The 25,589-nt window shown below is 70.5% G+C and carries 25 protein-coding genes; 4 read left to right on the plus strand and 21 right to left on the minus strand.

Translation table 11 applies throughout. The features are described 5' to 3' along the window. Positions 1–196: 196 nt before the first annotated feature. From ACIRA5_RS52665 to ACIRA5_RS52680, 4 genes are all read right to left on the minus strand, one after another. Complete coding sequence (locus ACIRA5_RS52665; RefSeq protein ID WP_168509688.1) at positions 197–1,897, minus strand: NAD(P)/FAD-dependent oxidoreductase; 1,701 nt, start codon at positions 1,895–1,897, stop codon at positions 197–199. 97 nt (positions 1,898–1,994) lie between these two features. Continuing rightward, positions 1,995–3,470, minus strand: a complete 1,476-nt coding sequence (locus ACIRA5_RS52670) for an FAD-dependent monooxygenase (protein ID WP_403705581.1) — start codon at positions 3,468–3,470, stop codon at positions 1,995–1,997. Between the two features lie 225 nt (positions 3,471–3,695). Beyond that, on the minus strand, positions 3,696–4,091 hold the full coding sequence (locus ACIRA5_RS52675) for a pyridoxamine 5'-phosphate oxidase family protein (protein ID WP_095853649.1): 396 nt from the start codon (positions 4,089–4,091) through the stop codon (positions 3,696–3,698). A 46-nt stretch (positions 4,092–4,137) separates the two neighbouring features. Then, entirely contained in the window at positions 4,138–5,631 is a 1,494-nt protein-coding gene (locus ACIRA5_RS52680) for an MFS transporter (protein ID WP_403705585.1), read from the minus strand. 137 nt (positions 5,632–5,768) lie between these two features. Here ACIRA5_RS52680 and ACIRA5_RS52685 point away from each other — a divergent pair, with 137 nt between their 5' ends. Beyond that, a complete protein-coding gene (locus ACIRA5_RS52685) occupies positions 5,769–6,233 on the plus strand; it encodes a winged helix-turn-helix transcriptional regulator (RefSeq protein WP_403705587.1) in 465 nt (154 codons plus the stop codon). A gap of 14 nt (positions 6,234–6,247) precedes the next feature. Here the strand turns inward: ACIRA5_RS52685 and ACIRA5_RS52690 are convergent, their stop codons facing one another. The 3 genes from ACIRA5_RS52690 to ACIRA5_RS52700 form a co-directional block, all read right to left on the minus strand. After that, positions 6,248–6,772 (minus strand): flavin reductase family protein, encoded by a 525-nt coding sequence (locus tag ACIRA5_RS52690; RefSeq protein WP_235613982.1) that lies wholly within the window; start codon positions 6,770–6,772, stop codon positions 6,248–6,250. 88 nt (positions 6,773–6,860) lie between these two features. Beyond that, positions 6,861–8,171, minus strand: a complete 1,311-nt coding sequence (locus tag ACIRA5_RS52695; protein ID WP_403705591.1) for a cation:proton antiporter — start codon at positions 8,169–8,171, stop codon at positions 6,861–6,863. After that, positions 8,168–8,614: a nuclear transport factor 2 family protein gene (locus ACIRA5_RS52700; protein ID WP_403705594.1), complete on the minus strand. Its 447-nt coding sequence runs from the start codon at positions 8,612–8,614 to the stop codon at positions 8,168–8,170. Before ACIRA5_RS52700 ends, ACIRA5_RS52695 begins: the two co-directional genes overlap by 4 nt. A 236-nt stretch (positions 8,615–8,850) precedes the next feature. On the opposite strand from ACIRA5_RS52700, the gene ACIRA5_RS52705 reads away from it, so the two are divergent. From ACIRA5_RS52705 to ACIRA5_RS52715, 3 genes are all read left to right on the plus strand, one after another. Further along, the gene (locus ACIRA5_RS52705; RefSeq protein WP_403705598.1) at positions 8,851–9,546 is read left to right on the plus strand and encodes an antibiotic biosynthesis monooxygenase family protein; all 696 of its coding nucleotides are present in this window, start codon (positions 8,851–8,853) and stop codon (positions 9,544–9,546) included. Between the two features lie 268 nt (positions 9,547–9,814). Continuing rightward, a complete protein-coding gene (locus tag ACIRA5_RS52710; RefSeq protein ID WP_403705601.1) occupies positions 9,815–10,768 on the plus strand; it encodes an aromatase/cyclase in 954 nt (317 codons plus the stop codon). Then, positions 10,765–11,571 carry a 4'-phosphopantetheinyl transferase family protein gene (locus ACIRA5_RS52715; RefSeq protein WP_403705604.1) on the plus strand — a complete coding sequence of 269 codons (807 nt, stop codon included), beginning with the start codon at positions 10,765–10,767 and terminating at the stop codon, positions 11,569–11,571. The genes ACIRA5_RS52710 and ACIRA5_RS52715 overlap by 4 nt, the downstream gene beginning before the upstream one ends. Positions 11,572–11,712: 141 nt before the next feature. Here ACIRA5_RS52715 and ACIRA5_RS52720 read toward each other — a convergent pair whose 3' ends face one another. The 14 genes from ACIRA5_RS52720 to ACIRA5_RS52785 form a co-directional block, all read right to left on the minus strand. Further along, complete coding sequence (locus tag ACIRA5_RS52720) at positions 11,713–11,991, minus strand: acyl-CoA carboxylase subunit epsilon (RefSeq protein ID WP_403705607.1); 279 nt, start codon at positions 11,989–11,991, stop codon at positions 11,713–11,715. Positions 11,992–12,005: 14 nt separating this feature from the next. Next, complete coding sequence (locus ACIRA5_RS52725; protein ID WP_067384835.1) at positions 12,006–13,574, minus strand: acyl-CoA carboxylase subunit beta; 1,569 nt, start codon at positions 13,572–13,574, stop codon at positions 12,006–12,008. A 58-nt stretch (positions 13,575–13,632) separates the two neighbouring features. Next, positions 13,633–13,947, minus strand: coding sequence for an acyl carrier protein (locus ACIRA5_RS52730; protein WP_403705610.1), 315 nt, complete (start codon positions 13,945–13,947; stop codon positions 13,633–13,635). Then, positions 13,931–15,295 (minus strand): MFS transporter, encoded by a 1,365-nt coding sequence (locus ACIRA5_RS52735; protein WP_403705613.1) that lies wholly within the window; start codon positions 15,293–15,295, stop codon positions 13,931–13,933. Before ACIRA5_RS52735 ends, ACIRA5_RS52730 begins: the two co-directional genes overlap by 17 nt. A 4-nt stretch (positions 15,296–15,299) precedes the next feature. After that, the gene (locus ACIRA5_RS52740) at positions 15,300–16,199 is read right to left on the minus strand and encodes an alpha/beta hydrolase (RefSeq protein ID WP_177324387.1); all 900 of its coding nucleotides are present in this window, start codon (positions 16,197–16,199) and stop codon (positions 15,300–15,302) included. Between the two features lie 131 nt (positions 16,200–16,330). After that, positions 16,331–17,806: an FAD-dependent monooxygenase gene (locus tag ACIRA5_RS52745; RefSeq protein WP_352054085.1), complete on the minus strand. Its 1,476-nt coding sequence runs from the start codon at positions 17,804–17,806 to the stop codon at positions 16,331–16,333. A gap of 184 nt (positions 17,807–17,990) precedes the next feature. After that, positions 17,991–19,520 (minus strand): FAD-dependent monooxygenase, encoded by a 1,530-nt coding sequence (locus ACIRA5_RS52750; protein WP_403705617.1) that lies wholly within the window; start codon positions 19,518–19,520, stop codon positions 17,991–17,993. A 2-nt stretch (positions 19,521–19,522) separates the two neighbouring features. Continuing rightward, entirely contained in the window at positions 19,523–20,458 is a 936-nt protein-coding gene (locus ACIRA5_RS52755; protein ID WP_403705619.1) for an aromatase/cyclase, read from the minus strand. 50 nt (positions 20,459–20,508) lie between these two features. Next, complete coding sequence (gene fabG, locus ACIRA5_RS52760; protein ID WP_403705622.1) at positions 20,509–21,294, minus strand: 3-oxoacyl-ACP reductase FabG; 786 nt, start codon at positions 21,292–21,294, stop codon at positions 20,509–20,511. A 133-nt stretch (positions 21,295–21,427) separates the two neighbouring features. Beyond that, positions 21,428–21,703 (minus strand): acyl carrier protein, encoded by a 276-nt coding sequence (locus ACIRA5_RS52765; protein WP_054237212.1) that lies wholly within the window; start codon positions 21,701–21,703, stop codon positions 21,428–21,430. A 73-nt stretch (positions 21,704–21,776) separates the two neighbouring features. Beyond that, on the minus strand, positions 21,777–22,991 hold the full coding sequence (locus tag ACIRA5_RS52770) for a ketosynthase chain-length factor (RefSeq protein WP_403705625.1): 1,215 nt from the start codon (positions 22,989–22,991) through the stop codon (positions 21,777–21,779). Next, positions 22,988–24,259, minus strand: coding sequence for a beta-ketoacyl synthase (locus tag ACIRA5_RS52775; protein ID WP_054237210.1), 1,272 nt, complete (start codon positions 24,257–24,259; stop codon positions 22,988–22,990). Before ACIRA5_RS52775 ends, ACIRA5_RS52770 begins: the two co-directional genes overlap by 4 nt. Further along, positions 24,256–24,585, minus strand: a complete 330-nt coding sequence (locus ACIRA5_RS52780; protein WP_054237209.1) for a TcmI family type II polyketide cyclase — start codon at positions 24,583–24,585, stop codon at positions 24,256–24,258. The genes ACIRA5_RS52775 and ACIRA5_RS52780 overlap by 4 nt, the downstream gene beginning before the upstream one ends. A 155-nt stretch (positions 24,586–24,740) precedes the next feature. After that, positions 24,741–25,589: biotin/lipoyl-containing protein (locus tag ACIRA5_RS52785; protein ID WP_403705628.1), on the minus strand; the 849-nt coding region annotated here is incomplete at its 5' end.

Raw genomic sequence — 25,589 nt, forward strand, 5'->3', positions numbered from 1 at the left:
CCCTTTGTTTCTGGCACGGGTTGTTGGTGGGTGTATGGGGGGGGGGGGCGGGGGGGGGCCTCAGGCCGCCGGGGGGGGGGGGCGGGCCCCCGGGGGGGAGGGGGGGCCCGGCGCCGGATCCGGGGGGGGAGTGGCTCTGTGAAGGCGGACCCGGCAGGCGGGGCTTCGGGTCAGGGCCTTCGCGAGGGGGCCGGGGTCAGGACACCTTGCGGCCGCGCACCCCCTGCTTGACGACGCCGGCCAGCATCGAGCGGCCGAGGTCGCGCATCTCCTTGGGACCGGAGGTGCTGGCCCACCACATGAACTTCATCATCGTGGGGGTGGTGGCCCGGAAGAACCGGAGGTCCTCGGGGCCCTTCCAGCCGAAGGGCGTGTTGACGGACTCGCAGTCGCGGATCGCCTCGAAGACGATGTCCGCGGCCTTGTCACCGTCGATCTCGCCCGCCTCGTACCGCTCGCAGGTCTCGGCGGTGGTGTCGAAGAGGACCTTGAAAGCGTGGCTGTCCGGCCACCACAGACCCGTGTAGGGCGCCTTCTCCATCTCCTTGAAGTGCCGGTCGTCACCGTCGAACTGGAAGTTCTGGCGCGCCATGATCTGGCGCATGGTGGCCGGCGTGGTGAAGCACGCCCACACCCGGAACACCGCGTTCCACAGCCGGAAGTGGCTGAAGGCGATGTAGGAGCTGTTGACGATCTTGTCGTTGTACTCCAGGAGCCCCTGCTCCAGGCGCTCCACGTACTCGAAGCGCTCCTCGGTGAAATCGTTCTCGCGCAGGGCGTCCAGGATCCGGTAGGCGAGGGCGTCGACGACCTCGAAGGTGTTGGACAGACCGCGCGAGTACAGCGGGTCGATGAAACCGGCCGCGTGCGACATCAGGCACCAGCGGGCGCCGATGGTGCGCTTGGAGGAGTACTGGAGGCGGTCGGTGGAGACCCACTCACGGATCCGCTTGGCGCCCTCGAACTGCCGCTTCACCGCCGGGTACATGTCGAGGTAGTGGTTGAACTCCTGGTCCGGCGTCATGTCCTTCGGCTTGGGGTACAGCCGCTCGTCGAAGGTCAGGCCGACACTGCAGGCCGGGTTCTTGGAGTCCTTGTAGTTGTCGAACGGGATGATCCAGAACCAGCCCCGCTCGATGAGGTGGTGCAGGGTGCCGCCGTGGAAGGGCGACTCGGCGGGCGGGCGCAGCGCCTCCGGGTAGTTGCACACGTCGTCGTACGGCTTGATGCCGACGTAGTGCGTGAACAGTGAGCGCGCGTGGTGCTTGTGCCGGGGCGGGTTCTCGCGCAGGTCGAACTTCTGCGCGAGCGGGGAGCGGAAACCGCTCGCGTCGATCAGGTACTTGGCCCGGAAGACCTCGCCGTTCCTGCCGGTGATGGTGACACCGTCGTCGTCGACGTCGAGGTCGGTGGCGAACCAGTTCTGGCGGAGCGTGCAGCCGTACTTGGCGGCGACGTTCAGGTAGTGCGAGTCCGTGTCCTGCCGGAAGAGGTGCACCGCCTCGGTGAGCATCTTCGGGATGACGAACATCGTCGCCTCGTGCGGGTCCGGCTCGCGGTTCGGCCGGTGCGTGACGAAGCCGAAGCTCTGCTTGCGGCCGTGCGTCGGACCGATGTGCTCGGTGACCGCCTTCACGTCCAGCATGTGCTTGATCTCGGGCACGTCGTAGCGCACGGCGAGAATGTGCAGCCACTCGACGAGCTGCGGGTTCTGGGACTCGCCGACGGCGAACCTGGGGTGCTGACCTGCGTCGATGAGCACCACGTTCGCGCCCTGACGGGCCAGGATCGCTCCCATGATCGAGCCCGCGAGGCCCGACCCCAGGATGGCTACGTCGCATTCGGTCCACTCGGCGGCCTTGTCGGCCTTCTTCGCTTCCTCAGCCTTGGTGGGCAAGACCGCACTCCTCTTTCTCGTTTCACGGACGGGTCGGATGGGTGGCGCGCGTCCTACTGAAGGGATTCGGATCAACAGGTCGGGGCGACCGGGCGATTCAGGCGGCGGTGCCGGGCTCGCCGAACCACTGGGCGAGCGCGTCGGTCAGGCCGTCCGTGGAACCGTCGGCGCCGACCCAGGCGATGTAGCCGTCGGGGCGTACGAGGAGGTCGGCGGCCGGGGCGGCGGCGTCGGGCCGGGTGGCGGTGACGACGTCGACACGGTCGGACCAGGCGGCCGCGGCCTCGCGCAGCGCCGCGTTGTCGTGCAGGTCGAGGAGGACCGGGCGGCCCTGGTGCAGCAGCTCGTACGTGGTGGTCTTCTCGTCGCCGACCAGCAGTTCCTGGTCGGGCAGCCGGCGGCCGAGCAGCGGGTGACCGCCCTCGACGGCGCCGTAGGTGATGTCCAGGCCGGTGACCAGGCCGACGAGGTGACGCCGTACGTCCTCGATCTGGACCAGTTCGGCGAACAGGTCGCGCAGCGGCTGGGCCTCGGGACCGCCGAGGTAGAGGGTGCGCTGGACCAGGGTGTTGTAGACGATGCGGGCGCCGACCGGGTGGCGCTCGGAGTGGTAGGTGTCGAGCAGGCCCTCCGGGGCGTGCCCCTTGACCGCGGCGGCGAGCTTCCAGCCGAGGTTGACCACGTCGCCGACGCCCGCGCTGATGCCCTGGGCGCCGATCGGCAGGTGGATGTGGGCGGCGTCGCCCGCGAGGAAGACCCGGCCCTTGCGGTACTCGGCGGCGTGCCGGCTGGCGTCGGTGAAGTAGCTGGTCCACAGCTGCTTGGCACCGCTGATGTCCTCGCCGGTCACCCGCTGGAAGGCGGCGGCCACCTCCTCGAAGGTGGGCGGCTCCTGGGTGGGGCGGACACCGGCGCCGCGCTCGAAGACCACCACGCGGGTGGCGCCCGGGCCGAGCGGCAGGACCACGACCATGCCGGCCTCGCCGACCTCGCCGGTGGGGCGCAGCCGCAGCTGGACTCCGGCGACGTCCGCCATCTTCATCTCGATGGTGGCGCTGACGCCAGGGAAGTCGATCCCGGCCAGGTGGCGCACGGTGGAGCGGGCGCCGTCACAGCCGACGACGTACGCGGCGCGCAGTGTCTCGACGCCCTCCGGGCCCGCGACCTCGACCTGGACCCCGTTCTCGTCCTGCGTCAGGCCGATGACCTCATGGCCCCGGCGGACGTCGGCGCCCAGGCCCACGGCCCACTTGTTGATGATGGCCTCGGTGCGCGACTGCGGAACACCGCGGACACCGAAATTGCCGCCCTCGACAATGCGGTAGTCGATGGGGAGTCCACCGAAATGGCCGCCGGGTATGGTCTCCAGCGCACCGAAATCCTCGAGAAGGCCGCGCTGGCCGAATTCCTCGATCGTACGGGCGGAGAATCCCAGCGCACGGGACTGCTGCATCGGCTGTTCCAGCCGGTCGAGCACGATGACCGAGAGACCCGAGAGGCGCAGTTCTCCCGCGAGCATGAGACCCGAGGGTCCCGCTCCGGCAACGATCACATCGGCATTGAAGGCGTCCATATTCCCTCTCCCGCTGGCGTTTTCTCCAGTATTCCGAGGGCTCTCGGGAAGCTGAATGGGCGCCGATACAGGACTCTGACAAGTTCGTCAGAGGCGTTGCAGCTACTGGGCGGTACGGGGTCGCGAGTACTGGGCAGGTACAGGCGGAGCATGCGAGAGGGTGCCGGAAGTGTCTTCCGGCACCCTCTCGCCCCGTATGTGCTCCGGGAGTTCGGTACGGGCCGTTCAGTACAGGCCCATCACGCGGTCGACCGCGATCTCGATGACCGCGAGGCCCGGGGGCTGCGGCGGCTGGGACCAGTACCGCTTGGCGTAGCGGCGCATCCCCTCCACCACCCGGGGCGGGTCGGTGGAGACGGTGGCCGGGCCCTCCAGGGTGATCCAGCGGGGGCCGACCAGCTGGCACACGGCGGCCCGGCCACCGGCCCTGGCTAACAGGTTGCGCGACTTGCGGCGGTGCACCGTGGTCATCACCCGGGCCAGGCCCGCCTCACCGTCCCAGGTGAACCGTACGGGCGCGACGTGCGGCGTGCCGTCCGGGCGAAGGGTGGTGAGGGTGCACAGGGCGTTCTCGGCGAGGAACTCCTCCGCCGCGGCGGACAGGGGCAGGGGTTGGGACATGGCCGGGTCCGTTCTTCGTCGTCCGACTTCGGTCTCTGGTCTGCCGTCAGGCGTGCGCGGGGACGGCCGCGGACTGCTCGGAGGACTTGGTGAACGGGAGCAGCACCAGGGTCACCACGAAGGCGGCCGCGGCGAAGCAGGCGCCCACGAGGAACGCGTCGTGGAAGACGGTCGTACGGGCCTCCTGGACCAGGGCGGGAACACCGTGGGCCTTGGCCGTCAGCTCGTCGACCCGGCGGAAGGCGTAGGTCGCCGCGACCGCGAGGCCGAGCGCGCCGCCGACTTCCTGGGCGGTGTTGATGAGACCGGCGGCCAGACCCGACTCGCGCTCCTCGATCCCCGCGAACGCGGAGACCTGCAGCGGGACGAAGGACATTCCGAGGCCGAGGCCCATCAGGACGAAGGCGGGCAGGATGTCCGTCAGGTAGGAGGCGTCGGACGGGGCACGCCACAGCAGCATCATGCCGGTCGCGGCGAGCGCGAGGCCGACCAGCAGGACGGGCTTGGCGGCGACCTTGGTGACGACCTGGGAGGCGACGCCGGCGCCGACGGCGGTGAGCACCGCGAGCGGCACGTACGCGAAGCCGGTCTTGACGGCGGAGTAGTCCAGGACCTGCTGCATGAAGAGGCTGGCGAAGAAGAACAGGGTGACGCAGGTGCCGAGCAGCAGGATGGCGATGCCGTTGGCGGCGCGCAGCGAGGGGCGGCGGAAGATGCCGAGCGGCATCAGCGGCTCCTTGGCGCGGCGCTCGATGACGATGAAGGAGACGAGCAGGATCGCGGAGAGGATGAACCCGCCGACGACCCGGCCGGTCGGGACGTTGGAGTCGGAGACGGTCTGACCGAGGGTGAAGATCAGCAGGACCAGGCCGGCGGTGAGGGTGACCGCACCGGCGACGTCGAAGGACTTGCTGCGCTGGGCGGAGCGGCTCTCGCCGACGACCATCGGGGCGACCAGGGCGCCGATGACGCCGATCGGGACGTTGATGAAGAAGATCCAGCGCCAGCCGGGCCCATCGGTGAGCAGACCGCCGAGGGTGACGCCGGCGACGGCGGCGAGACCGCTGAGCGCGCCCCAGGCGCCGAGCGCCTTGTTGCGGGCCGGGCCCTCTTCGAAGTTGTTGGTCAGCAGGCTCAGCGCGGCGGTGGCGATGAACGCGGCCCCCAGGCCCTGGGCACCGCGGGCGCCGATCAGCATCGCGGCGTTCTGCGAGACCCCGGCGAGCAGCGAGGAACCGGCGAACAGGAGCAGACCGGTCTGCAGCATCCGGCGGCGGCCGAGGGTGTCGGCGAGCCGGCCGGTCAGCAGCAGGAAGCCGCCGAGGAGCATGCCGTAGGTGGTGACCACGTACTGGAGAGCGGTGGTGGAGATGTTGAGCTCGTCCTCGATGGTCGGCAGGGCGACGTTCACGATCGACACGTCGAGGAAGGTCATGAAGCCGGCCAGGCAGAGGAAGGCCAGGATGAGGCCGGGGCGGCGGGCCGGCCCGGACTCGCCCGCCGCCTTGGCGGGGCTGTGGGTGGACTCTTGGATGGACATGTCACTCCCTAGGAGCATGAGGATTCTCGGACGGGGACGTACAGGGAGGTACTGGCTTTGCTGGCTTCTTGGAAGCTAGCATCCTGGGTAAAGTAGGTACCTACAGGAAAGTGACTTCCCGGAAGGCGATGGTCTGTATGACGAGCTCTGCGCCCACGAGCGGCACCCGGTCCACAAAGGGCGGTACGCCCGCCGTGACCAGCCCCGAAGCCGCGCACGCGGCCGGCGTCGGATCTCCGCAGAGGTGCCCGATCGCGCCGGTCCTCGACATCGTGTTCAGCCGCTGGACCACGCCGATCCTGTGGACGCTCAACGCGTTCGGCACCCAGCGCTTCGTGGAACTGCACCGCAACATCGGCACCATCACGCCGAAGGTGCTGACGCAGCGGCTGCGTCAGCTGGAGCGCGACGGACTGGTGATCCGCACGTACTACCCGGAGGTGCCGCCCCGGGTCGAGTACGAGATCAGCGACCTGGGACGGACCCTGGCCCCGCTGTTCGCCTCGCTCTTCGACTGGTCGACCGACCATCTGCCGCTGGTGGAGCAGGCGCGGCAGCAGTTCGACGAGGCGGAGGAGCAGGGTCCGAGCCGCCACCACTGAGCCGGGCAGATCCACTAGCTCCATGCCGGTGTCCGCATGGAGCCCTGGAAGAAGATCAGCGGGTCCTCCTGTTCGGCTTCGGAGGGCGCGCGCAGACCGACGACCTCGCCCAGCAGGATGGTGTGGTCGCCGCCGTCGTACTCGGTGACCAGCCGGCACTCCAGATGCGCGAGCGCCTCGCTGAGCACCGGCAGGTCGAGGACGGACCTGTGGTGCGGTACCTCCTCGATCCGGGCGGTCCGCCGACCGGCGAACGCCCAGGCCACGGGCTCCTGTCGCTGCGTCAGGAAGTTCACGACGAAGCCGCCGGACTCCTGGACCACGGGCAGCAGCCGGGAGTCGTCATGCAGGCAGATGAGCACCAGCGCCGGGTCCAGGGAGACCGAGGTGAAGGAGTTCACCGTGGCGCCCGTGGCGTTGTCGCCGCTGCCCGAGGTGATGACCGTGACACCGGTGGCGAAGTGTCCGCACACGGTGCGCAGCGCGCGGCCGTCGACCGGACCGAGCTGCTCGGGGATGGCTTGCGAAACGGGGATCACGACAGCCCTCTCGTTCTCGGATACGGGGTTACGGAGTGACGCGGTTACGGAGTGACGGGGGTTCCGGGGGTTCCGGGGGCGTTTCTGATCAGGCCGCGCGTGAAGCCGGGGCCTCGGACGGCTCGGACGGCTCGGGTACGGCCGTCGGCACCGGACGACGCCTGGACAGCAGCGGACCCGCCATCGCCGTCGTGACGAGCGCCATGATCACGAGCATCGTGAACATGCGGGTGTCGAGCACACCCAGGCTGACGGCCGCGTTGAGGATGATGAGTTCGGTCAGACCCCGGGTGTTCATCAGCAGCCCCAGGTCCTTCGACTCACGCCAGGAGAACCCGGCCAGCCGCGCCGGAAGGATGGCGCCGACCAGCTTGCCTGTGCAGGCCACGACGATGATCGCGACGAGCGCGACGAAGTCACCCGCGGTGAGCGCACCGAGGTCCACGCCGAGCCCGGTGACGATGAAGAAGACGGGAAGCAGCACGACGCTGACGTGATCCATGGGCTTGCGCAGATGCTCCGCGAGGACCATGGCGGGCTCACGAGGCATCACGAACCCGAACAGGAACGCCCCGAAAATGGCGTGGATGCCGATCCAGGTGGTCAGCCAGGCCGAGGTCAGGGCGCCCGCGCACAGCACCGCGAGCAGCGCCGACCAGCGCTCGGTGGCCGCCCAGCGCCACACCAGCCGCGCCACCAGGGGGCGTACGACCAGCAGCATCCCGGCCACGTAGAGCACGCTGTAGAGACCGATGCGGGCGAGGTCGGAGTAGTTCCCGTTCGCCGTGACCAGGGCCGAGACGTAGGCCAGCAGGCACCAGGCGAGCAGGTCGTCGATGGCGGCGCTGGCCAGCGAGAGCGAACCGGCCCGGGTGTCCAGGAGCTTGTTCTCGGTGAGGATCCGCGCGAGCACGGGGAAGGCGGTCACCGACATCGCGGTGCCGATGAAGGTGGCGAACGCGACGAAGGAGATGTGGTGTCCGGCCACCGTGGAGTGCTCGTCGTACAGGAACGGGGCCAGCGCCACACCCAGGCCGAAGGCCATCGCGATCGACGAGATGGAGACGCCCGCGGCGAGCCGGGCGTGCGGCCTGATCAGGCGCTTCTCGAACTCCCAGCCGACCACGAACATGAACAGGATCAGACCGACCTGGGAGACCGCGGACAGCAACGGCCGCACGTCGGCGGGGAAGAGGCGCTCGGTGAGGTTCCCCGGCAGCAGGCCGAGGACGCTCGGGCCGAGCAGGATGCCCGCGACGATCTCGCCGACCACCATGGGCTGACGCAGCTTCCGCGCGAGCCGGCCGAGTGCGGCGCCGGCCACGAGCACCACGCCGATGTCGGCGAGCATGATCCCGATTTTCATGTCCTGGGGGCTGGTCGCCGCCAGAGTCGTCATCGGGGCTCCCGGGGTCGGGGCGGGGTACCGCGGGTCCACAGCACGCGGAAGGTCAGTGAGGAGAGCCGCCAGCCCTCGGCGGCGCGGCGGGCTTCGCCGGTCGCGAGGGTGCCGACCTGGAAGAGGGGCTCGTCCGCCGCACCGGGGTGGTGCACATGCGTCGAGACGAGGTTGGCGCGCAGCACGGCCCGCTCACCGGTGTCGTCGAGGTCGACGACCGCGGGCGAACCGAGGTGCTGGGTGGCGGCGAAGGCCGCCAGCGCGTCACGGTGGTAGCCGGCGAGTCCGTCGAGGCCCTCGTGCCGGCTCATGGGGAACTCGACCAGGGCGTCCTTGGTGAAGAGCTTCCGCGCCCACGCGTCGTCGAGTACGTCGTCGTCGAGACCGATGAGGTACCGGTCAAGGAGAGTGGATATCTCTAGTACTTCCGGGCCTGACTGCATTACCCGAGCATGGCGCCCACGCCAATCGGCAACCAAGGCCGGTTTTCACAGCCCTGACGAAGTTGAGAAAGATCTGACACCGCCCTCGAACAATTGACAAAAGCGCCGCCAATCCTGAAGTGCCGACCCTTTCACATGGGCAGATCCTCTTGCCATGCTGCATTCGTAGCTCCACCAGCACCTTCATTCGCACCTCCATTCGCACTCCCATTTCCTCGAACGGAAGAGACGAGAGAATGCCGAAGATCGCAGCCGATGGTCAGCACCTGACCGTTCTCAACCTGTTCTCGACCGACGCCGCCGAGAAGCAGGTCAAGCTGCTCGCCGCGATGCGCCAGATCGTCGACACGGCGGCCTACGAGGGCTGGATATCCAGCACGGTCCACGCCGGGCAGGACAAGCCGGGAACGGCCAACTTCATCCAGTGGCGCAGCACCGAGGACCTGGAGAGCCGTTACGCCGGTGAGGAGTTCAAGCACCGCACCCTCCCGCTCTTCGGTGAGATCACCACCTCGATCCGTCTGCTCCAGAACGAGATCGCCTTCACGCAGCAGAAGCCGGAGCTGGGCGGCGTCACCGAGATCTCCCCGTCCCGCGACGACTACACGGCCATCGAGCTGTTCGGCGTGCTGCCGGATAACCAGGAGGACCTGATCGACGCCCTGGGCGAGTCCCAGACGTGGCTGGTCGACGTCCCCGGCTACCGCACCCACACGGTGCTGCGCGGCCTGCGTGCCCGCGGCATCGAGGGCAAGTTCGTCGTCGTCTACTCCCAGTGGGACAGCAAGGAGGCGTACGACGCCTTCCGCTCCGTGCCGCAGGGTGAGCGCTCCCCGGAGCGCCAGAAGGTCGACGCCCGCGTCGCCGCGCTCCAGACCTGGCAGGACGAGAACACCTACCAGGTCGTCCACACCCGCGCCGCGGGCGAGTGAGCCACCCGGTGGCGGGCCGACCGGTCGGGCGGCGGCCGGCCCGCCACCGGGTCTGAACGGTGTTTCACGTGAAACACCCGCAGCGAAAGCACGCACCACACAAACACGTATGACAGATCGCGCACGGACGCGGACGCACGGGCGCGTTCCCATCCCCACTGGCTGGCCGCTGCCGGGAATCCCCCACCCGGCAGCGGCTTTTCTGTCCGTCACGTTCCCGTTCCCGTCCCGCCCCCGCGCGCCACACCAGGACGAGGAGACAGCACGCATGGAACACCCGGGCATGCGCCAAGTCGCGCACGAGATCAACATCGCGGTCCCGGCGGACACCGTCCACCGGCTGATCGCCGAGGTGGGGAACTGGCCACGGATCTTCCCCTCGGTCATCCACGTCGAGCACGAGGAGGCTCCCGAGGGCGAGGAGCGGCTGACGATCTGGGAGACCGCACCGACCGCGGCGGGCGAACCGCGCTGCCGTCCGCTGCGCAGGATCGTCGAACCCGCCCAGCTGCGGGTCAACTTCCAGCACCTGGTCACCGCGTCCCCCGTCGCCGGCCTCGGCGGCGCCTGGCTCGTCGAACCGCTCGGGGAGAACGCGTCCCGGGTACGGCTGCTGCACGAGTTCCGTGCTGCCGACGACGACCCCGGGGCCCTGGACCGGATCGGCGCCGAGCTCGACCGGAGCGCCGTCGCGGAACTCGCGGCGCTGAAGGAGAACGCGGAACGCGAATACGCCGACGCCGAGCTGACGTTCTCGTTCGAGGACACCGTCTACGTCGACGGCTCCGCCAAGGACCTGTTCTCCTTCATCAACGAGGCGAACCTGTGGTCGGAGCGTCTGCCGCACGTGGCGACGGTCCGTCTGGAAGAGGACACCGTGGGTCTCCAGACCCTGGAGATGGACACCCGGGCCAAGGACGGCTCCGTCCACACCACCAAGTCCTACCGGGTGACCTTCCCCCACCAGCACATCGCGTACAAGCAGGTCACCCTGCCCGCGCTGATGACCCTGCACACCGGTCACTGGACCTTCGAGGACACCGACCAGGGCGTCGCGGCCACCTCCCAGCACACCGTCAGTCTCCGCACGGACAACATCGCCCGCGTCCTCGGTGACACCGCCACCGTCGCCGACGCCCGCGAGTACGTCCGCACCGCCCTGTCCACCAACAGCCTGGCCACCCTGAACCATGCCAAGGCTCACGCGGAGGGCCGCCGTTGACCCCGACGGTGCGCCGGCTCGCCGTAGCGCGTGGGGAGTTGGACGTGTGGCTGCTGCCGCCGCCCGACTCGCCGCGTGACGTCCCGTACGACGAGCTCGACGCGTACGAGAGAGGTCGGGCCGACTCCTACCGTCGCCCCGACGACCGCCAGATGTACGCCGCGGCGCACGTGGGACTGCGCCGGGTCCTCGCCGGTTACACCGGCATCGAACCGAGCCGGCTCAACCTCGCCGGCGAGCGGTACAACGGCAACGGTGAACGCCATGGCCGCCCCGTGGTGCTCGGCGTGCCCGGCGGCGCCCCCCAGTTCTCGCTCTCGCACAGCCACGGCCTGGCGATCGTGGTGGTGGCGGAGTCACGGGTGGGCGCCGACGTCCAGCGGCTGCCGTCGCCCCAGACCGCCGAGGCGTGTCTGCCGGCGCTGCATCCGGCCGAGCGGGAGGAGCTCGAGAAGATTCCCGAGAACGAACGGACCATGGCCTTCGGCCGCCTGTGGACACGGAAGGAGGCGTATCTGAAGGGGCTGGGCACCGGGCTGACCCGGGGGGCCGACCTCGACTACCTCGGTGAGGCGGGGCTGGCCGAGCGGCCGACAGGTTGGGTGGTGGGCAACCTGCCCCTGTGTTCCACCCACATCGCCGCGGTGGCGCTGGCCGGGGCGGGGGATCGGCCCGTCGCCCTTCGCGCCGTGCCTACCGCCTATCTGTACGCCCCGGACGCGGTGGAGCGTCTTGTGGAGATGGAACCGGGGCTGCGATCGATGCTCCGGGATCCGGCCCAGCACGGGGATCTCGAACGCTGAGGTCGGACCCCATCAGGGGCTCGGGGAACTGCGCGACCGGCCACAACCGGTCCGCAGATTCCCCGACACCCGACAAACCCAAGGGGCCGGAGAGTTCCTGTGAACTCTCCGGCCCCTTCGCCCTGTTCCACCCCCGGGGGGTCAGGCCGCCGCTCGCCAGGTGCGGGGGCCGTCGAAGCCGGTGACGCGTTCGGGGCGGCGCCACAGGGCGACGACCTGGTGCCTGCGGGCCGTGTCGTCGGATGCGACGCCGGGGCCCGCGGTGACGGCCATCAGTACCGCGGTCAGCGCGGCCAGCTCCTCCGGGGAGGGGCAGCCGCGCTCGATCCGGAAAAGCGGACCGGCCGCGGGTTCGAAGACGGGCTCGGGCTCGGGGGCGGGATCGGGAACGGGGACAAGGGCGGGACGCTGGATGCTCATGGTTTCCTCCCTGCTCACTGGGGCGGGTTGCCGTGCTTGCGGCGCGGCAGCTCGGCGTGCTTGGCCGCGAGCATGGCGAGCGAACGGGCCAGCACCGCCCGCGTCTCGCGCGGGTCGATGACGTCGTCGACCAGCCCGCGTTCGGCGGCGTAGTAAGGGTGGACCAGCTCCTCCTTGTACTGGTCGATTTTCTCTTGACGCATCGCGTCGGGGTCGTCCGCGGCCGCGATCTCCCGCCGGAAGACCACGTTGGCGGCCCCCTCGGCACCCATGACCGCGATCTCGTTGGTCGGCCAGGCCAGCGCGATGTCGGCGCCGATGGATCGGGAGTCCATCACGATGTACGCGCCGCCGTACGCCTTGCGCAGCACCACCGAGACCCGCGGCACGGTCGCGTTGCAGTACGCGTAGAGCAGCTTGGCGCCGCGCCGGATGATGCCCTCGTGCTCCTGGTCCACGCCCGGCAGGAAGCCGGGCACGTCGACCAGCGTGACCAGCGGGATGTTGAAGGAGTCGCAGAACTGCACGAACCGTGCGGCCTTCTCGCTCGCCTTGATGTCCAGGACACCCGCCATGGCGGCCGGCTGGTTGGCGACGATGCCGACGGTGTGACCGTCGATCCGGGCCAGGGCGCAGACGATGTTCGGCGCCCAGCCCGCGTGCACCTCCACGTAGTCGCCGTCGTCGACGAGTTCCTCGACGACCCCGCGCATGTCGTACGAGCGGTTGCCGTCGTGCGGCACCAGGTCGAGCAGCACGTCCCCGGACCGGTCGCCCGGGTCGCCGCTGACGTGCCGGGGCGGCAGCTCGCGGTTGTTGGACGGCAGCAGCGACAGCAGATAGCGCACCTCGGCGAGGCAGCTCTCCTCGTCGTCGTGGACGAAGTGCGCCACCCCGGAGACAGCGCCGTGCACATCGGCGCCGCCGAGCCCGTTCTGACTGATTTCCTCGCCGGTGACCGCGCGGACCACGTCGGGCCCGGTGATGAACATCTGCGAGATGTCCCGGACGGCGAAGATGAAGTCGGTCAGGGCGGGCGAGTACGCCGCTCCGCCCGCGCACGGACCGAGCATCACGCTGATCTGCGGGATGACACCGGAGGCCCGGGTGTTGCGCTGGAAGATGCCGCCGTACCCGGCGAGCGCGGAGACACCCTCCTGGATGCGGGCGCCCGCACCGTCGTTGAGCGACACCAGCGGCGCCCCGGCGGCGATGGCCATGTCCATGATTTTGTGGATCTTGCAGGCGTGGGCCTCGCCCAGGGCACCGCCGAAGACACGGAAGTCATGGGCGTAGACGAAGACCGTACGGCCCTCGACCGTGCCCCAGCCGGTGATCACACCGTCGCCGTAGGGCTTCTTCGCCTCCAGGCCGAAGCCGGTCGCCCGGTGCCGGCGCAGCGGTTCGACCTCCTGGAAGCTGCCCTTGTCCAGCAGTAGTTCGATGCGCTCGTGAGCGGTCAGCTTGCCCTTGGCGTGCTGTCGTTCGGTCGCCTTCGGGTCCTGCCCGGCACGGGCGATGTCCTTGCGTTCGGCCAGCTCCATCAGCCGGCCGCCCAGTTCGATGGGTATCGCGGGCTCCATGTACGGATCTCCCCTTCAAGTGGATCAATTCAGTGGCTCAGGAGGAAAGACGGTTCGGTCAGCGGGCGAGCAACGCGGTCAGTTCGCCGACGGTGCTCTCCCGCAGCACCTCGGCGGGTACCTCGGCGTCGAGGGCGCGCCGGATCCGGCGCCCCAGGTGCAGGGCGTCGAGCGTGTCCAGGCCCTGGCCGCGCAACGGCAGACCGGGCGAGAGCCGGTGCCCCGGCGGGACCGCGAGCAGGTCATGCAGTTCGAGGCGCAGGCAGTGGCCGATGGTGCGGGCACGTGCGTCGGGGGCCATGGCGCGCAGCTGGACCGGGTCCGGGAGCCGGTCGAGCCAACTGCACGGGGTGTCGTCACTCAGGAAACTCATGGGGCTGCCTTTCAGGGAGAGGGCCGGGCCCGAGGAGTGCCGGTTCCGGCCGGTGGCTGGGGAGGAATCGACGTGTCCGCCCCGCGAGCAGCACCGCGAGCGCCGCCGCCGACGAGGCGAGCCCTCCCACGTACAGGCCGGAGCGCGCACCGTGACGGACGGTGAGCCAGCCCACGAGGAGGGCGCCGAGTGGGGTGAGTCCTTGCAGGATGAGCGTGTAGAGCGCCATCACCCGGCCGCGGTAGGCGGCGTCGCTGCCCAACTGGATGCGGTGGTTGGCGGCCTGGGCGAAGTAGAGGGTGGCGAAGCCGGTCAGAAACAGCAGCACGGCCGCCCACGTGTAGGTGGGCGACCAGCCTGCCGCCGTCTCGAGGAGCCCGAAGGCGAGTGCGGAGGCGGTGACGGTCAGGGCGGCCGGGCGGGCGCTGCGCACGGTGGTGGCGAGCGCGGCGAGCAGCGAACCGGCGGCGAACGCCGTGGTCAGCAGCCCGAACGCGGTCGCACCCGAGTGGAAGACGGTCTTGGCGAGCAGCGGCAGGGTGAGCTGGAAGTTGAAGCCGAACAGGCCGACCACGGCGACCAGCGCCAGCGGCACGAACAGGTCGGGGTGCCCGCGCACGTACCGCAGCCCGTCGACCACCTTGACCCCGCGCTCCGGCGGGGCCGTGCGCAGGAGTTCCCCCGGGCGCATCAGCCGCAGCCCGGTCACGGTGGCGAGATAGCTGGCCGCGTTGAGCAGCATGGCCGTCCCCGCGCCGACCGCGCTGATCAGCAGTCCGGCGAGGGCCGGGCCCACCACGCGGGCGGTGTTGAAGTAGGCGGCGCTGAGCGCCGAGGCGTTGGGCAGCAGCTCGGGGCCGACCATCTCGCCCACGAACGCCATCCGGGTGGGCACCTCGACCGCGTTGACGGTGCCGAGGCCCAGCGCGAACAGATACAGCTGCCACAGCTGGACGGAGCCGGCCAGGACGAGTACGGCGAGTGCCAGCGCGAGGGCGCCGGAGACCAGGTTGGCGACGGTGAGCAGCAGCCGCTTGTCGTGGCGGTCGGCGAGCCGGCCGCCGTACAGCGTGAACAGCAGCAGGGGGGTGAACTGAAGCGCGGTCACGGTGCCCAGGGCCGTGCCGGAGTCCCCCGTCAGGGAGAGCACCAGCCAGTCCTGGGCGGTGACCATCATCCAGGTGCCCGCGACCGAGACGACCTGGCCGGCCGCGAAGAGCCGGAAGTTGCGTACGGCCAGGGACCGGAAGGGCGGACGACGGCTGCCGACACCCGCGGCCCACCTGCTCCTCCTGCCCCGCCTCGCCCTCTTCGTCGTGTCCCTGGCGTCGGGCCGTGTGGTCGTCATGGCATCAGGGCGTCACGGACGCGCCCGCGGACCGGCGCGCGAGGCATTCCTCGAAGAACGCGAACGCGCGCAGGTGGTAGGTGCGGGCGGCCCAGCCGAGGCTGATGTTGTGCCCGGCACCGGGCTGACGGTCGACGGCGGCGGAGGGCGCCGAGGCGAAGTGCGCGGCGAGGTCGGCGACGGTGTCCTCGTCGTGGTGCCACCACAGTTCCTGCTCGGCGAACGTCAGCCGCACCGGGACCTGCACGGCCGCCGCAGCGACCGGGAACCGCCGCGGCCACTGGAGCGCCTCGGCCTGCTCGCGCGGGGGCATCGGGGCGACCAGACCCTCGGCCTCGCGGAAGGTGTTCGGCGGGTAGAAGCGCAGGGCACCCCAGTTCCGCTTCCAGTGCCGGTGCTGGTGCGGGTCGGGGCCGCCCTCCGGGTGGTCGACCGCGTAGTCCCGGCCGAGCCCGGAGATGTCGAGCCCGAGCAGCGGCGGTACGGCCGGATCCGGATCGCCGGCCTGGCAGGCGGCATACGTCAGGGCGAGCTTGCCGCCGAAGGAGTGCGCGAGCAGGAACACCCCGGCGCCCGTCTCGGCGCGGCCGGCCAGGTGCCGCAGCGCCGCGTGCAGCGCCGCGGACTGCTCGGCCAGGGTCTGACCGCTCGGGGCGTCCGCGGCGGACAGCCCGTAGCCGGGCCGGTCGACGGCGACCATGGTGTAGCCGAGCCGGGCGCCGAGGGCGAGCAGGGAGACGTCGGGGTGGGCCTGCCCGTCGAAGTACCCGGCGCTCATTCCTCCCCCGTGCACCGCGACGACCGTGGCCCGCGGTGGCCCGGAGGGTTGGGCGATCAGCGCGGAGAGCGTGACGTCACCGGCCGCCAGGGCGACGGGGCGCACACCCGGGGACATCGAGGGCATGGCCGAACCGGGTACGGACGAGGGGATGGTCTCGACCGTGGGAACGCTCACTGGGGTACTTCCTCTCATGTTCGTGCTTTCGTGTGGGTGCTCTCGGTGCTCTCGTGCGGATCGGTGGCCGGTGGTGGTGCTCAGCGGGCTTCGGGTGCGCCGAACCAGCGGTGCAGCGTCGCGCACAGCTCCGCCGAACCGGCGTCCGCCCAGGCCACATAGCCGTCGGGGCGGACCAGCACCGCGGCGGCGCCGCCGAACGCGGCCGGATCCTGCGGGGTGCCGGTGACGACGGTGACGCGGTCCTTCCAGCGGGCAGCCGCCTCGCGCAGTACGGAGTCGTCGGCGAGGTCGAGCAGCACGCCCTGGGCGGCGTGGAGGAGTTCGGGCGTACGGACCTCACCGGCGGCGGTGTTCAGCGCCCGCGGCGGCAACCTGCGCCCGACCAGCGAGTCCCCGGTGTCCCCGAGGTCGTAGCGGACGTCGAGGTGGCTGACCACCCCGGCGAGGTGCCGCTTGACCGAATCGAGGCCGATGAGTTCGGCGAACAGATCGCGCAGCGGCTGGGACTCGGGGCCGCCGAGGAAGACCGTGCCCTGTGCCTTGGTGTTCATCAGCAGCCGCGCGCCGACCGCGTGACGCTCGTCGTGGTAGGTGTCGAGCAGCCCCTCGGGGGCCCGGCCCTGGACGGTCGCCGCGAGCTTCCAGCCGAGGTTGACCGCGTCCTGGACACCGGTGCTCAGTCCCTGACCGCCGGCCGGCAGGTGGATGTGCGCGGCGTCGCCGACGAGGAGCACTCGTCCGCGCCGGTACTCGGTGACCTGGCGGGTGGCATCCGTGAAGGAGCTGACCCAGTCCGCGCCGCCGCCGGAGATGTCCTCACCCGTCAACCGCTCCCAGGCCGCCGCCACTTCGGCGAACTCCGGGGTCTCACTGCGGTCGGCCGGCGGGGTGCCGTGCTCGCACACGATGATCCGGTCCACGCCCTCCTTCAGCGGCGCGGCCATCACCATGCCGCCGGGCAGCCGCTCGCCCAGGAAGCGCGGCGGGATCTCGCAGCCGACGACATCCGCGAGGTACATGCCACGGGTGGCGGGCGTACCGGGGAAGTCGAAGCCCGCGGCCCTGCGCACCGGGCTGTGCCCGCCGTCGGCGCCCACCAGGTACGCGGCGCGCAGCGTGCGCTCGCCGTCGGGCGCGGCCACGGTGACGGTGACCCCGGTCCCGTCCTGCTCCAGCGCCAGGAACTCCCAGCCCCGCCGGATGTCGGCGCCGAGCTCACCCGCCCACTCCTCCAGAACCGCCTCCGTCTGGGACTGGGGGACGCCACGGGCCCCGAAGTGGGCGTCCTCCAGCACGGTGTAGTCGAACTGCACCCCGCCGAAGTGGCCCATCGGGCTCTTCTCCAGCCCGCCGAAGCGCGGGACAAGGCCGCGCTGGTCGAAGGACTCCATGGCGCGGGCGGTGAACCCGAGCCCGCGCGACTGTCCGGTGGGCCGCGCCAGCCGCTCGGCGACGATGACGCTCACCCCGCCCAGCCGCAGTTCCCCGGCCAGCATCAGCCCGGCCGGGCCGGCGCCGACGACAATGACGTCCGCGTCCATCTGCGCGTCCATGGGTGTCCTCTCCTCGCGCGCCCGGGCGCGCGTCGCATCGGTGGGTGACGTGCGGTGCCTCAGCTGTGCGTGTGCTTGTCCGTGCGTGTGCGTGAGCTTGTCCGTGCCCTGCCGTGCCATGCCGTGCCCTGCCGTGCCTTTGCCTGTGCGTGCGCTTGTCCATGACGAGCCCGTGCGGTCGTGCTCAGTCGTCGGCGGCCAAGGTGCCGAACCAGCGGGTCAGCGCCCGCGCCAGACCGGCAGGACCGGAACCGGCCCAGGCCACATAGCCGTCGGGGCGGACCAGCAGGGCCTGCCCGGCCGGCAGCGGGCCGCCGGCCGCGGGGCGGTCGGCGACGAAGGCGACCCGGTCCGACCAGGGGGCCGCCGTCGCGCGCAGCGCCGGGGCGCCGTCCCCGTCCAGGGACAGCAGCAACCCGCGGCCGGTGCGCAAAAGTTCGGTCGTACGGCGCCGCGCGCCTCGCTCCGCGGGCTCCAGCCACGCGTCCGGCAACCGCCGCCCGAGCAGCGGGTGTGCGCCGGAGTGGATCTCGGGGCCCTCGACGGCGTACCGGATGCCGAGGCCGCTGATCATCCCGGCGAGATGCTGCCGTACGCCGTCCAGGGCGACGAGTTCGGTGAGCAGGGCGCGGGCGGGTTCGACCTCCGGGCCGCCGAGCAGCAGCTCGACCTGGGCCCGGATGTTGGCGAGGACTTGACGGCCCACGGTGTGGCGCTCGGAGTGGTAGGTGTCGAGGAGGTCCTCGCCCGCGCTGCCGCGGACGACGGCGGCGAGTTTCCAGCCGAGGTTGAAGGCGTCCTGGACGCCCAGGTTGAGGGCCTGTCCGCCGCTCGGCATCTGCCGGTGCGCCGCGTCCCCGGCGAACAGGACGCGACCGTGCCGGTAGTGGGCGAGCTGCCGGTTGGCGTCGCCGAAGGCGTTGACCCACAGGGGCGTGCCCTGGCTGATGTCCTCGCCGGTGACGCGCTTCCAGACGTCGGTGACCTCGGCGAAGTCCGGTTCGGCGCCGCCGCGTTCGGCGGCGGGGCGCCCGAACTCGTGGACCATCACCCGGGTCACCCCCTCGCGGGTGGCGGCGATGGCGAGACCGTGCTCCAGTCGCTCGAAGCGCCGGTCGGCGACCTCGACGCCGGAGACGTCGGCGCGCAGCAGTTCGCGTGCGGCGTCCCGGCCCGGGAAGGGGGCCCGGACCAGGCGCCGTACCGTGCTGTCCTCGCCGTCGCAGCCGACCAGGTAGCGGGCCTGGATGCGGACGGGACCGTAGGGACCGATGGCCTCGGCCTCCACCCCGCCCCCCTCGCTCTTCGCTTCCAGGGACAGCAGCTGGTGCCGGCGCCGGAGATCGGCGCCCAGCACGGCGGCCCGCCGCTGCAACAGCTCCTCGGTGCGGGTCTGCGCGACCTTCCACTGCCCGGGGTGCGAGCTGGGCAGCGTCAGGTCCAGCGGTACGCCGCCGAAGTGACCGCGCGGCTCGCACGGCGGCGTACCGAGCTCGTCCAGCAGCCCGCGGGAGTCGAGGATCTCCATCGTGCGGGCGTGCAGGGTGGAGGCCCGGGATTCGGTGGTCGGGCCGGGGCGCTGGTCGACGACGACCACCTCGGCGCCGCCCAGCCTCAGCTCGGTGGCGAGCATCAGCCCGGCGGGGCCCGCTCCGACCACGAGGACGTCGGTGTCCAGGATGGTCGTGTCGGTGTCCTGATGGTCCGTCGTCATCGTCAACGCCTGTTCTCTGCGAAGGCCTTGGCGTGGGTGAGGGTGGCCCGGCTGTTGGTGGACAGGGCCGTGTGGACGTACTCGCGGGCGTCGGCGACGGTGGCCCCGCAGCCGAGGATGCTCTCGATGTTGTCCGTGTTGAGGGTGACCGTGTGCTGGGAGGTCGCCGCGACGCCCTGGTCGGTGTCCTCGAAGGTCCAGTGACCGGTGTGCAGGGTCATCAGCGCGGGGAGCGTGACCTGCTTGTACGCGATGCGCTGGTGGGGGAAGGTCACCCGGTAGGACTTGGTGGTGTGGACGGAGCCGTCCTTGGCCCGGGTGTCCATCTCCAGCGTCTGGAGACCCACGGTGTCCTCTTCCAGACGGACCGTCGCCACGTGCGGCAGACGCTCCGACCACAGGTTCGCCTCGTTGATGAAGGCGTACACGTCCTTCGCCGCACCGTCGACGTAGACGGTGTCCTCGAAGGAGAAGGTCACCTCCTCCGCCGCATGCGCGAACTCGACGTTCTTCTTCAGCGCGGCCAGCTCGGAGCGGCTGTTCTTGTCGACGGCCTCGTCGATCCACAGGAGGTCGTGCGGGTCGTCGTCGACGGCGCGGTAGTCGTGCAGCAGCCGTACCCGGGACGCGTTCTCCCCGAGCGGCTCGATGATCCAGGTCCCGCCCATCGCGGCGACCGGCGGGGCGGTCACCTCCTGGCGGAAGGTGATGCGCAGGGCCTCGGGGTCCAGTTCGCGGCGCGAGGTCCAGTTCTTGGCCTCGCCGTTGGCGGTGGCCCAGATCCGTATCCGCTCCTGGGAGCCGTCGTGCTCCACACGGTCCACGTGGATGGTGGGCGGGAAGATCCGGGGCCAGTTGGTGACCTCCGCCAGCAGCCGGTACACGGCCGGTGCGGGCGCGGCGATCGTGATCTCGTGCTCTACCTCACGGGTCGTCATGACGCTTTCTTCTCCATGGCTGGGTACGGGCTGCCGGTCGGTGGGGGTGCTCAGAAGTTGCCGAGTCCGCCGCAGACGTTGATGGCCTGCGCGGTGACCGAGGCGGCCGTGTCGGAGGCGAGGTAGGCGACCATGCCGGCGACCTCCTCGGGGGTGGAGTAGCGGCCGAGCGGGATCTTGGCCTGGAACTTCTCGAGGATGGCGTCCTCGGAGGTGTCGTAGGCGGCCGCGTATCCGGCGCGCACGCGCTGGGCCATCGGCGTCTCGACATAGCCGGGGCAGACGGCGTTCACGGTGATGCCGGTGGGGGCCAGCTCATTGCCGAGGGCCTTGGTGAAACCGACCACGCCGTGCTTCGAGGCGGAGTAGGGGGCTCCCAGGACCACGCCCTGCTTGCCGGCCGTGGAGGCGATGTTGATGATGCGGCCACGGCTCTTGTGGCGCATGCCGCCGGTGTTGAGCACCTCCCGCGTCAGCCGGAACACGCTGTTGAGGTTGGTGTCGATGACATCGGTCCACAGCTCGTCCTCGATGTCGGCGGTGACGCCGCCACCGGACCGGCCTGCGTTGTTGACCAGGACGTCGACGGTGCCGAAGCGGTCGACCGCGGCCTGCACGAAGGCGCCGACCGAGGCGGGGTCACGGACGTCGAGGGCCGTGCCGTCGGCGTCGATGCCCTCCTCCTGGAGGATCTTGACGGTCTCGGCGACGTTGTCCGCGCTGCGGGCGCCGATGAACACGCGGTGGCCGGCCGCGGCCAGCGCCCGCGCGGACGCGAGGCCGATGCCGCTGGTGGCCCCCGATATGAGAGCGACCCGCTTTTCCAGCGTTGACATGTGCTTCCTCTCCCTCTTGTTCTGCGGGACTGCGCTTGCTTCTGCGGGGCTGCGGCGGAGCCGGACCGGACGAGGTCACCAGGTCACGAGGTCAGGTGAAAGGTTTCGCCCGGTCCGGGAACGCCGTCGGGCGTCAGGCGGCGGCGGGCTCGTCGGCGCCGAACTGCTGGTTCACGGCCTCGATGAGGGCGCGCGGGGTGTCGGCGTCGGTCAGCAGGTCCTCGTCGAGGACGATCCCGTACTCGCGCTCGATACGGCTGCCCGTCTCCAGGAGCGCCAGCGACTCGTAGCCGAGGACTTCGAACGGCTCGTCGAGGATGTCGCCGTCGAGGTCGACGCCCTCGTCGACACCGGCGCCCTCCTGGAGGATGCGGCGCAGGTCGTCCAGGGTGAATTCCGAAGTGGACACGTGGGTTCCTTCCCAGGTCGAAATGGATCGTTCAGTCGGGGGTCTTGGGGGCGTCGGGGGCAGGGGGTGCCCGTCAGTCGACGGCGCGGACCACGACGGCCGAGTTGAAGCCGCCGTAACCGCGGGCCAGGACCAGGGCCGTGCGCACCTGGGCGGTGCGCGACTGGTTGAGGACCAGGTCGAGGCCGTACTCCGCGTCGGGGTTGATGTGGACCGTCGGAGGGATGAGGCCCTCCTCGATGGCCAGCAGCGCGGTGGCGACATCGAGCGGGGCCGCGCCGGAGTACAGCCGGCCCGTCATCGTCTTGGGCGCGGTGACCGGGACACCCCGGACCCCGAAGACCGCCGAGATCGCGTCGGCCTCGATACGGTCCAGCTCCGGCACGCCCGCCGCGTCCGCGAAGACCACGTCGATGTCCTCGGGCGCGGTGCCCGCGTCGGCAAGGGCGAGTTCGATCGCCTTGCGCAGGGCGGGCTCGCGGTCGCTGCCGGGCCGCGGGTCGAACGTCGAGCCGTAGCCCGCGATCTCGCCGTAGATCTTGGCGCCGCGCTCGCACGCCGACTCGGCCGACTCCATGATCAGGATGGCGCCGCCCTCGCCCGGTACGTAACCGGCCGCGTCGGCGTCGAAGGGAAGGTAGGCACGGGTCGGCTCGTCGCTGGTGCTCAGCCGGTCGCCGGCCATCTGCGCCACCCAGCCCCAGGGGCAGATCGACGCGTCGACGCCCCCGGAGACGATCATCGGGGTGCCCTTGCGGATGAGCCGCCGGCCGTGCGCCACCGCGTCGAGACCGCCGGCCTCGTCACTGACGATGACGCCGCTGGGGCCCTTGAGCCCGTTGCGGATGGATATCTGGCCGCTGTTGACGGCGTAGAACCAGGCGAAGGACTGGTACGCGGACACGTACTGGCTTCCCTGGCTCCACAGCTTCTCCAGCTCGCCCTGTCCGAACTCGAAGCCGCCCGAGGAACTGGCCGTGACGACGCCCATGTCGTACTCGGGCAGTTCCTTGGGGTCGATGCCCGCGTCCTCGAGCGCCCACTCGGCGGCGACCAGCGCCATCCGGGTCATGTGGTCGGTCTGCGGCAGCAGCCGGCTCGGCAGCACGTCCGCGGCGACGAAACCGGGCACCTCGCCCGCCAGGGTCGACGGGTAGGAGGACGGGTCGAAGCGGGTGACCCGCCCGATGCCGTTCTTGCCGGTCCGGGTGGCGGCCCAGTAGTCCTGTGTGCCCAGTCCGTTGGGGGCGGCGATGCCCAGACCGGTCACTACCACCGTGGTGGTCATGCCACGCTCCTCTCGGGACGCGCCAGCACCATGGCGCTCTGGAATCCCCCGAAGCCGCTGCCGACCGTGAGCACCGCGTCGGTGAGCTGCTCACGGGCGACCAGCGGCACGTAGTCGAGGTCGCACTTGGGGTCGGGGGTGGTGAGGTTGGCCGTGGGCGGCACGACGTGGTTCTCCATCGCCAGCGCGGACGCGGCGATCTCGATGGAGCCGATCGCGCCGAGCGAGTGCCCGACCATCGACTTGATCGAGCTGACCGGTGTCCGGTAGGCGTGGTCGCCCAGGCTCCGCTTGAACGCCTCGGTCTCGTGGCGGTCGTTCTGCTTGGTGCCCGAGCCGTGCGCGTTGATGTAGTCGATCTCGGTCGCGTTCATCCTGGCCTCGTCGAGCGCGACCGTGATGGCCTCGGCCATCTCCGCCCCGTCCGGACGCAGACCCGTCATGTGGTACGCGTTCGAGCGCGTCGCATAGCCCGCGATCTCGGCGTAGATGTGCGCGCCGCGCCGCTTGGCGCTCTCCAGCTCCTCCAGGACGAACACGGCGGCGCCCTCCCCGAGGACGAACCCGTTGCGGGTCCCGTCGAAGGGGCGCGAGGCGCGCTCGGGTACGTCGTCCCGGGGCGTCGTCGCCTTGATCGCGTCGAAGCACGCCATCGTGATCGGCGAGATCGGGGCGTCGGACGAACCCGTGATCATGACGTCCGCCGAGCCCTCGCGGAGCAGTTCCACGGCGTGTCCGACCGAGTCGATGCCGGACGTACAGCCCGTGGAGACCACCGTGTTGGGGCCCTGCGCGCCCACGGCCCACGCGACCTCGGCCGCGAAGGAGCTGGGGACCAGGTAGTTGTACAGGTGCGGGGCCGTGTAGGCGTGGTCGACCAGGTGAAGCCGGCCGCCGTCGCTGACGACGTTGTACTCCTCGTCCAGACCCATGGTCGCGCCGACCGCGCTGCCGATGGTGACACCGACGCGGTACGGGTCGTAGGCGTCGATGTCGATACCGCTGTCGGCGACCGCGCCACGGGCCGCGACCACCGCGAACTGCGCGGCGCGGTCCATCCGGCGTATCTCCTGCGGGCGCAGTCCGTGCTCCGCGGGATCGAAGTCGATCTCGGCGGCGACCCGGGAACGGAACGGGCTGGGGTCGAAGAACGTGATGCGGCGGGTGGCCGTACGGCCCTCGCTCAGCAGGTTCCAGAAGTTCTTCGCCCCGACACCACCGGGGGCGAGCACCTCGATACCGGTGATGACAACTCGTCGGCCGGTCACGCGGACGCCTCCCAGTTGTAGAAGCGCGTGGCCATCGCGTCGGCCGGGGAGCGCCAGGTGGCCGGGTCGTACGCCTCGATGAACGGCTTCAGGTCCTCGCTGATCTGTATGAAGCGGGGGTCGTGCCGGGCGTGCTGGATCAGCTCGCCGCCGTTGTCCGCGTCGAAGTCCTGGAGGTGGAAGTACAGACCCCGGTACTGGAAGAGCTGGCGCCGGCGCGTGCCCATGCGGTGCGGCATTTCCGTGTCGTCGAAATCACCGAAAATCTTCGCGACGTCGACGCTCGACCCGGGGTCCATCCGAGCCACAATCAGCGTGCTGTACATACGTTTCCCTCTCCTCGGGGCCCACCACACAACAGTTGACGAAAGCTCATATTCAGTATCTTGGGCGGTACGAGCGGTTTCAATATTCCCCGTGTCAGGGAATTGTCAGACCGGTTCAGAATTGCGCTGGAGAATGCCGGGTAATGCCCGGTAATTCAGCTGGTGATTTCGCACATGGCGGCGCCCGAGGCGACGGACGCGCCCACTTCGGCGGTGAGGCTCTTGACGATCCCCGAGCGGTGGGCGTTGAGGGGCTGTTCCATCTTCATGGCCTCCAGGACGACGACGAGGTCGCCCTCCTTGACCTCCTGGCCCTCCTCGACCGCGACCTTGACGATCGTGCCCTGCATCGGCGAGGCGAGCGTGTCACCGGAGGCCACCGGGCCCGACCTCCTGGCCGCGCGGCGCTTGGGCTTGGCGCCCGCCGCGAGGCCGGTGCGGGCCAGGGACATGCCCAGCGAGGAGGGCAGCGAGACCTCCAGGCGCTTGCCGCCGACCTCGACCACGACGGACTCGCGGCCCGGCTCGGCCTCCGCCTCCTCCGCCGCCTCGGCGGGGTTGGTGAAGGCCGGGATGCCATTGACGAACTCGGTCTCGATCCAGCGGGTGTGGACCGTGAACGGGTCGGCGGAGCCGGTCAGTTCGGGGGCGAAGGCCAGGTCCTTGACGACCGCGCGGTGGAAGGGCAGCGCGGTGGCCATCCCGCCGATCTCGAACTCCTCGAGGGCGCGGGCTGCACGCTGGAGCGCCTGCTCGCGGGTGGCGCCGGTGACGATCAGCTTCGCGAGCAGGGAGTCCCAGGCCGGGCCGATCACGCTGCCGCACTGCACACCCGCGTCCAGGCGGACGCCGGGGCCGGAGGGCGGCGCGAAGATGGAGACTGTGCCGGGGGCCGGGAGGAACCCCCGGCCGGGGTCTTCGCCGTTGATGCGGAACTCGAAGGAGTGGCCGCGCAGGGCGGGGTCGCCGTAGCCGAGTTCCTCGCCGTCGGCGATGCGGAACAT

The organism is Streptomyces sp. NPDC096311, from assembly GCF_044763085.1.
Classification (GTDB): Bacteria; Actinomycetota; Actinomycetes; order Streptomycetales; family Streptomycetaceae; genus Streptomyces.